The sequence below is a fragment of the Microbacterium sp. genome (assembly GCF_047971895.1).
In the GTDB taxonomy this organism is placed as follows: domain Bacteria; phylum Actinomycetota; class Actinomycetes; order Actinomycetales; family Microbacteriaceae; genus Microbacterium.
This window is the reverse complement of the sequence record NZ_JBKEAF010000081.1, coordinates 19,719-27,178: the sequence shown is the minus strand read 5'-3', so window position 1 is coordinate 27,178 and position 7,460 is coordinate 19,719. Positions and strand designations below refer to the sequence as shown.

Here is a 7,460-nt window from a genome sequence, read left to right as displayed (position 1 = left end):
CGGGGCGCGGGGCTCCCGGACGCGGAGCGCCGGGGCGCGGCGCCTGGGGGCGCGGGATGTTGCCGGGGTTCGGGCGCTGGCCCATGCCCTGCTGCGACGCGAACGGGTTGTTACCTGGGCGCGGCCCGGCGGGCCGTTGGCCCATGCCCTGCTGCGACGCGAACGGATTGTTGCCCGGACGTGCGCCGCCGGGGCGCGGACCCGGCTTGGCGGAGCCGGGGGTCGGGCCCGTCGCGTCGCCGGGCGCACCCGCCTCGGCGGCCGGCGCCTCCGGCGCGGCCGGAGCCTCCGAGTCGGCCGGAATGTCTGCGACGGGAGGTGCCGGAGCAGCGGGCGTCGTGGCGGCCGGGGTCGGCTTGGCGGGGCCGGGCTTGGCCGCGGCGGGCTTGGCACCACCGGACTTCGCGGCGGGTGCGGCCGCAGCGGCCTCGGACTCGGCCTTCTTTGCCACGCCGTCCGCCTCGAGGGCGGCGCGTAGTTTCCGCGCCACCGGAGGTTCGATGGTGGACGACGGGCTCTTGACGTATTCGCCGAGGTCCTTCAGCTTCTCGAGCGCGACCTTGCTGTCGACGCCGAGTTCGGAAGCGATCTCGTGCACGCGTGGTTTTGCCACAGTTCTCCTGTCTCGGGTCCGCCCTGAGCACAGGAGCGGACCATCACTTGCGGACGGGTCTCATTTCGAGCCGTTCACTTCGTGTCCATAGCCATTCAGCCTTTTCGCTGTAGGTACCGTTCGATGGTCTGCGTGTCCAGGGGGCCTGACGCACGCAATGCACGGATGAACGCGCGGCGGCGCAGTGCGGCCTCCATGCATTCGCGTGTGTCGTGCACCCACGCACCCCGGCCCGGGAGGCTCGCGCGCTCATCGAGGACGAGTGCGGAATTCTCGGCAACCACTCTCAGAAGATGTGATCGAGGGGCACGTACGCGGCATCCGACGCACGTCCGTACGGGTTCCATCGTACACCCCGCGGCCGCCGCGCCGGTCAGCCGTCCTCCAGGATCGAATCGGGCTGGATGTCGATCTTCGCTCCGGTCAACTTGGCCGCCAGCCGCGCGTTCTGCCCTTCCTTCCCAATCGCCAGCGACAGCTGATAGTCGGGGACAAGCGCGCGCACGGCCTTGCTCTTCTCGTCCAGCACGAAGGCCGAGGTCACCTTGGCCGGCGACAGGGCGTTGGCCACGAACGTCGACAGATCCTCGTCGTAGTCGACGATGTCGACCTTCTCCCCGTCCAGCTCCTCGGTCACGGCGCGCACGCGGCGGCCGAGCTCGCCGATGCAGGCGCCCTTGGCGTTGATCGACGGGTCGTCGGCCCGCACCGCGATCTTGCTGCGGTGGCCGGCCTCGCGGGCCAGAGAGACGATCTCGACGAGACCTGCGGCGATCTCGGGCACCTCCAGCGCGAACAGTTTGCGGACCAGACCGGGATGCGTGCGCGACACCGTGATGGCCGGGCCCTTCGTTCCCTTGCCCACGGAGGTGACGTAGACGCGCAGGCGCGAGCCGTGCGGGTACTCCTCACCGGGCACCTGCTCCTCCGGAGGAAGGATCGCCTCGACCGAGCCGAGGTCGACGTGCACCATGCGCGGGTTCGGACCCTGCTGCACGACTCCCGCGACGATGTCGCCCTCCTTGCCGCGGAACTCGCCGAGCACCGCGTCGTCGGCGATGTCGCGCAGCCGCTGACTGATGACCTGCTTGGCTGCGAACGCGGCGATGCGCCCGAAGTCGTCGGCAACCGCCTCCTCCTCGCCGATGACGGCACCCTCGTCGTCGAGGACGGGCAGGAAGATCGCCACGTGCCCGGTCTTGCGATCGAGGGCGGCGCGCGCACCGTCGGGAAGATCGCCGTCCGGCGAGGTGTGCTTGGCGAAGGCGGTCAGGATGGCCTGCTCGATGATTCCGGCGAGCTCGTCGAAGGGAATCTCCTTCTCGCGCTCGATGGTGCGCAGCAGCGACAGATCGATGTCCACGACGGCCTCCCTCTTCAGCTTTCCCGCCGCGGCGCAGCACGCCCCGGAATCCCGTCTACGTTACCCGATCCCACCCGTCCGCAGGTGCCGACGGCAGCGCGTTGAGCGCGCGGATCAGGTGGTGCAGGCTGCCCACGCGGTACTGGTCGAGGCGCAGCGAGACCCGTGGCAGATCGAGTCGGTCATCGTCGGCGCGCTCGACGCGCAGCGGCTCGGTGCGCTCGATGCGCCCCGAGGCGAGCAGGTCGGCGAAGCGCGTGTTCAGCTCGTCCAGCTCCACGTCGGCCGGCGCGGCCCGCAGTCGCAGCACCAGAGTGCCGCCGACCCAGCGCATCGAGTCGTAGTTGCGGTAGAACCCGGTGATCTCATCGGCGGCCTCGGTCACCGAGTCGGTGACCAGTACCCGGTCGAAGTCGTCGGCCCCGACCACGCCCGACGGGACGAGCTGCTCATCGACGAAGCGACGCAGCCCCGCCCAGAACGTGCCTCCGGGTTCGTCAAGCAGCACGATCGGCACGGGCTCAGCCTTGCCGGTCTGCTGCAGGGTGAGCAGTTCGAACATCTCGTCCAACGTCCCGAAGCCACCGGGCACGCACACAAAGCCCCGCGATTCCTTCACGAGCATGAGCTTGCGGGTGAAGAAGTACTTCATCGCCACATTGCGCGCGTTCGCCTCGACGATCGCGTTCGGCTTCTCTTCGAACGGGAGGCGGATCGACACGCCGAGCGAGTTCTCGGGCCCCGCACCCTCGGCTGCGGCCTGCATGATGCCGGGGCCTGCACCGGTGACCACCATCCAGCCCTGCGCGGCGAGCACCGAGGCCACCCGGGCCGCCTGCCGATAGAGCGCATCGTCGGCCAGGGTACGCGCCGACCCGAAGATCGTGACCTTCGAGACGTTCTGATAGGGCGCGAACAGCCGGAAGGCATTCCGCATCTCCCCGAGTGCCGCCGTCGTGATCTTCAGGTCCAGGCGGTCGGCCTCGTCCATCCCGAGCCCGATGCCGGTGTCGAGGATGCGCGCAATCAGGTCGGTGTTCTGCGTGATGCCGACCGTGGCGATCACCTCACGCAGAGCGGCGGTGACCTCGCCGGGGATGACCGTGTCGGGCTCGCGGGACATGCCTCCAGGCTATGCCGTCAGGCGCGCGAGCGCGTCGCTCACCGGCATGACCTCCCGGTCGCCGGTGCGCCGGTCCCACAGCTCGACTTGGCCATCGGCGGCTCCGCGCCCGACGATGACGATCTGCGGCACGCCGATGAGCTCAGCATCCGCGAACTTCACTCCCGGCGACACCTTCGCGCGGTCGTCGTACAGCACGTCAAGGCCTTCGGCCTCGAGGTCGTCCGACAGCTGCGCCGCGAGCTCGAAGGCCGCGGCATCCTTCCCCGTCGCCAGCACGTGCACGTCGAACGGCGCGACGGACGCCGGCCACACGAGGCCGCGGTCGTCGTTGTTGAGCTCTGCGAGGATCGCCAGAATGCGCGTCACGCCGATGCCGTACGAGCCCATCGTCACCGTCACGAGCTTGCCGTTCGGGTCAAGCACCTTCAGGCCCAGCGTCTCGGCGAAGAAGCGCCCGAGCTGGAAGACGTGACCGATCTCCATGCCCCGAGCCAGGGTCACCGGACCCGAGCCGTCCGGGGCCGGGTCGCCCTCGCGCACGTTCGCCACCTCGACGAACCCGTCGGCGGCGAAGTCGCGCCCCGCCACGAGCGAGTGCACGTGCTGCTGGTCGATGTTGGCGCCGGTGATCCAGCTCGTGCCGTCGACGACACGCGGGTCGAGAAGATAGCGGATGCCGGTGGCCGACTCCTCACCGAGGATCGCCCCGGTCTCGGACCACGGCCCGATGTAGCCCTTCACGAGCAGCGGGTGACGCTCGAAGTCCTCGGGCGTCGCCGCCTCGACCTCGGCCGGCGCGAAGGCCACCTCGACGCGCTTGTCGTCGACCTCGCGGTCGCCCGGGACCCCGACGACCACGAGCTCGCGCTCGCCGTCGGGATGCGTGAGCGCGAGCACCACGTTCTTGAGGGTGTCGGCCGCCGTGTACTCACCCGCGAGCACGGCGTTCGAGTGCGCGACGAGCGTCTCGATCGTCGGGGTGTCGGGCGAGTCGAAGATCACCGGCTCCGCCAGTCCGTCGAACGGCATCGGCTCGGGCGCGACGGTCGTGAACGCCTCGACGTTGGCAGCGTACCCACCGGCCGAGCGCACGAAGGTGTCCTCACCGACGGCGGTGGGGTGCAGGAACTCCTCGCTGCGCGCCCCGCCCATGAGTCCGTTGTCGGCCGCCACGATGACGTACTCGAGGCCCAGGCGCTGGAAGATGCGCTCGTACGCGTCGCGCTGCGCCTGGTACGAGGCATCCAACCCCTCGTCGTTCCAGTCGAACGAGTACGCGTCCTTCATCGTGAACTCGCGCCCGCGCAGCAGGCCGGCGCGGGGCCGTGCCTCGTCGCGGTACTTGTCCTGGATCTGGTAGATCATCAGCGGCAGGTCCTTGTACGACGAGTACAGGTCCTTCACGAGCAGCGTGAACATCTCCTCGTGGGTGGGCGCGAGCAGGTAGTCGGCACCGCGCCGGTCCTGCAGCCGGAAGATGGTGGGGCCGTACGCCTCCCACCGTCCCGACTGCTCATAGGGGTCGCGCGGCAGCAGTGCCGGGAAGTGCACCTCGAAGGCTCCGGCATCGCCCATCTCCTCGCGGATGACGGCCTCGATCTTCGCCTTTACCCTCAGGCCCAGTGGCAGCCACGTGAAGATGCCGGGTGCGGCACGGCGGATGTAGCCGGCGCGCACGAGCAGCTTATGGCTCGTGACCTCGGCATCGGCCGGGTCTTCACGGAGCGTGCGGAGGAAGAAGGTGCTGAGACGGGTGACCACAAGCGACAAGTCTAGGGAACAGGATGCCGGGGCTCACCGCGCGACGCAGGGGTTCGGAGCGGCTCTTCTAGCGGAACAGGCCGCTGTACGCGTTCAGCGCGAGCTGACCGCCGAGGTGTGCGTAGAGCACCGTGCTCGTGGCAGGGATCTCGCGGGATGCGACGAGGTCGATCAGCCCGGCCAGCGATTTGCCCTCGTACACCGGGTCGGTGATCATCCCCTCGAGCGAGCCGCCGAGCCGGATGGCCTCGAGCGTGGAGTCGACCGGGATTCCATAGAGGTCCCCTGCCCAGCCCTCGAGAATCGTGATCTCGTCGTCACGCAGCTCGCGGCCCACGCCGATCAGCTCCGCGGTGCTGCGCGCGATGCGCTCGACCTGCGCCCGGGTCTTGTCGATCGTCGCCGACGCGTCGATGCCGATCACCCGGCGCGGCCGATCCTGCCCGGCGAACCCGGCGATCATGCCGGCGTGCGTCGAGCCGGTGACCGTGCACACCACGATCGTGTCGAAGAAGACGCCGAGCTCGCGCTCCTGCTGCTCGACCTCGTACGCCCAGTTGGCGAAGCCGAGACCGCCAAGACGATGGTCGGATGCCCCGGCGGGGATCGGATAGGGGGTGCCACCCGCCGCGATCACCTCGTCGATGGCGCGCTGCCAGCTGGAGCGGACGCCGATGTCGAATCCGGCGGCGTCGAGGGTCACCGTCGCCCCCATGATGCGCGAGAGCTGGATATTGCCGACGCGGTCGCTCAGCGGATCGGGCCAGTCGACCCAGTTCTCCTGCACCAGGCGCGCCTTCAGCCCCAGCTTCGCGGCGACGGCAGCAACCTGGCGGGTGTGGTTGGACTGGTAGCCGCCGATCGACACGAGCGTGTCGGCACCCTGTGCCAGCGCCTCGGGCACGAGGTACTCGAGCTTGCGCGTCTTGTTCCCGCCGAACGCGAGACCGCTGTTGACGTCCTCGCGCTTGGCCCACACCTGGGCACCGCCGAGATGCCGGCTCAGACGGGGCAGCGGGTGGATCGGGCTCGGACCGAAGGTGAGTGGGTACCGCTCGAAGTCTGCGATGGCCATACCGCTACAGTACCGCGCACCCTGTCGACACTGGTCCTGCTTACACTGACAGAGTGCCCACACGTCGCCCCCGCCTCGCATCGGTGGCAACCGACGCGCTCTCTGACTCCTTCGCCGACCTGGCGCGCGAACTCGACCTGCCGGCGGGGTTCCCACCGGAGGTGCAGTCCGAAGCGGATGCTGCGGCCCGCGCCGTGCCGGTCGACCCGGAGGTCGCCGGCCTCGCAGATCTGCGCGGCATCCCGTTCGTCACGATCGATCCGCCCGGAGCGACCGACCTCGATCAGGCCGTGTACCTCGACCGCACCGGCGATGGCGCCGTGCTGCACTACGCGATCGCGGACGTCGCCGCGTTCGTGGCACCCGGCGGAGCGGTGGATGCCGAGGCCAGCCGCCGTGGGCAGACGCTCTATGCCCCGGATCGCCGCTTCCCCTTGCACCCCGAGGTGCTCAGCGAGCAGGCGGCGTCGCTGCTGCCTGATGCCGACCGCCGCGCGTTCGTGTGGCGATTCGTGCTTGACGAGGGCGCGCGCCCGGTCGAGACGACCCTGACGCGCGCGACCGTGCGCTCGCGCGCGCAGTGCACATATGCCGGTGCGCAGCGCGCAATCGACCGTGACGACGCCCCTGCAACGCTGCGCGCACTCGCCTGGTTCGGTGCACAGCGCGCCGCACGCGAGAGCGAGCGCGGCGGTGCGAGCCTCAATGTTCCCGAAGCGGAGGTCCTGGCCGATGACGGCCACTACCGGCTGCGGCTGCGTGCCACGCTGCCCGTCGAGGAATGGAACGCCCAGGTGTCGCTGCTGACGGGGATGGCGGCGGCCGACCTCATGATCGCCGGTGGTGTCGGCATCCTGCGCACGATGCCCGCGGCGGAGCCGGCCGACATCGCCGCGTTCCGTGCGCAGACGATCGCGCTCGGCCTGCCGTGGCCCGACGATCAGACCTACGGCGACTATCTGCGTGCCCTGCCGGTCGGTGACCCGGCGGCCCTCGCTGTGCGGGATGCTGCGGCATCCCTGTTCCGCGGAGCGGGCTATGCCGCCTTCGACGGCGACCCGCCGGCCGATCCCGTTCAGTCGGCGATCGCCGCACCCTACGCCCACACGACGGCGCCGATCCGCCGGCTCGTCGATCGCTGGTCGCTGGTGATCTGCGACGCACTCGCCAACGGGCGCGACGTGCCGCGGTGGGCGCGCGAGAGCCTGCCTGAGCTGCCGAAGCTCATGGGACGCAGCGAGCAGCTCGCCAATCGACTCGAGAACGCCTCACTCGATCGCGTCGAGGCAGCGATGCTGCACCCGTACGAGGGAGAGCTGTTCCGCGGCGTCGTGCTGGGAGTGCGCAGCGACGGCGCGCGCGTGCAGCTGAGCGATCCTCCGGTAAGCGTGAAGGTGCCGGACCTGCCCGCGGCACCCGGGTCGGTTGTGCGGCTGCGGCTCGTGCGCGCCGACGTGCAGACCGGCGAGATCCTCCTCGTGCCAGCGGACTGACCGGCGTCGCAGCCCGATGTTAGCGTCGT

The 7,460-nt window shown here is 69.9% G+C and carries 7 protein-coding genes; 1 reads left to right on the top strand and 6 read right to left on the bottom strand.

Features of this window, described 5'->3' with window-relative positions:
* From ACK5IN_RS06545 to ACK5IN_RS06520, 6 genes are all read right to left on the bottom strand, one after another.
* Positions 1-613: translation initiation factor IF-2 N-terminal domain-containing protein (locus ACK5IN_RS06545; RefSeq protein ID WP_416895393.1), on the bottom strand; the 613-nt coding region annotated here is incomplete at its 3' end.
* A gap of 95 nt (positions 614-708) precedes the next feature.
* The gene (locus ACK5IN_RS06540; protein WP_416895392.1) at positions 709-960 is read right to left on the bottom strand and encodes a YlxR family protein; all 252 of its coding nucleotides are present in this window, start codon (positions 958-960) and stop codon (positions 709-711) included.
* 26 nt (positions 961-986) lie between these two features.
* Complete coding sequence (gene nusA, locus ACK5IN_RS06535) at positions 987-1,976, bottom strand: transcription termination factor NusA (RefSeq protein ID WP_416895391.1); 990 nt, start codon at positions 1,974-1,976, stop codon at positions 987-989.
* A 55-nt stretch (positions 1,977-2,031) separates the two neighbouring features.
* Positions 2,032-3,099: a TIGR00730 family Rossman fold protein gene (locus tag ACK5IN_RS06530; protein WP_416895390.1), complete on the bottom strand. Its 1,068-nt coding sequence runs from the start codon at positions 3,097-3,099 to the stop codon at positions 2,032-2,034.
* A 9-nt stretch (positions 3,100-3,108) separates the two neighbouring features.
* Positions 3,109-4,863 (bottom strand): proline--tRNA ligase, encoded by a 1,755-nt coding sequence (locus ACK5IN_RS06525; RefSeq protein WP_416895389.1) that lies wholly within the window; start codon positions 4,861-4,863, stop codon positions 3,109-3,111.
* Between the two features lie 67 nt (positions 4,864-4,930).
* The gene (locus ACK5IN_RS06520; RefSeq protein WP_416895388.1) at positions 4,931-5,938 is read right to left on the bottom strand and encodes a 1-aminocyclopropane-1-carboxylate deaminase; all 1,008 of its coding nucleotides are present in this window, start codon (positions 5,936-5,938) and stop codon (positions 4,931-4,933) included.
* Between the two features lie 53 nt (positions 5,939-5,991).
* Between ACK5IN_RS06520 and ACK5IN_RS06515 the strand changes: the two genes are divergently transcribed.
* Positions 5,992-7,431 carry an RNB domain-containing ribonuclease gene (locus ACK5IN_RS06515; protein ID WP_416895387.1) on the top strand — a complete coding sequence of 480 codons (1,440 nt, stop codon included), beginning with the start codon at positions 5,992-5,994 and terminating at the stop codon, positions 7,429-7,431.
* Positions 7,432-7,460 lie beyond the last annotated feature (29 nt).

Bases quoted from the DNA above. Each gene is read 5' to 3' on its own strand.
- ACK5IN_RS06530 (WP_416895390.1), bottom strand. From the start codon at position 3,099: ATGTCCCGCGAGCCCGACACGGTCATCCCCGGCGAGGTCACCGCCGCT.
- ACK5IN_RS06520 (WP_416895388.1), bottom strand. From the start codon at position 5,938: ATGGCCATCGCAGACTTCGAGCGGTACCCACTCACCTTCGGTCCGAGC.
- ACK5IN_RS06540 (WP_416895392.1), bottom strand. From the start codon at position 960: ATGGAACCCGTACGGACGTGCGTCGGATGCCGCGTACGTGCCCCTCGA.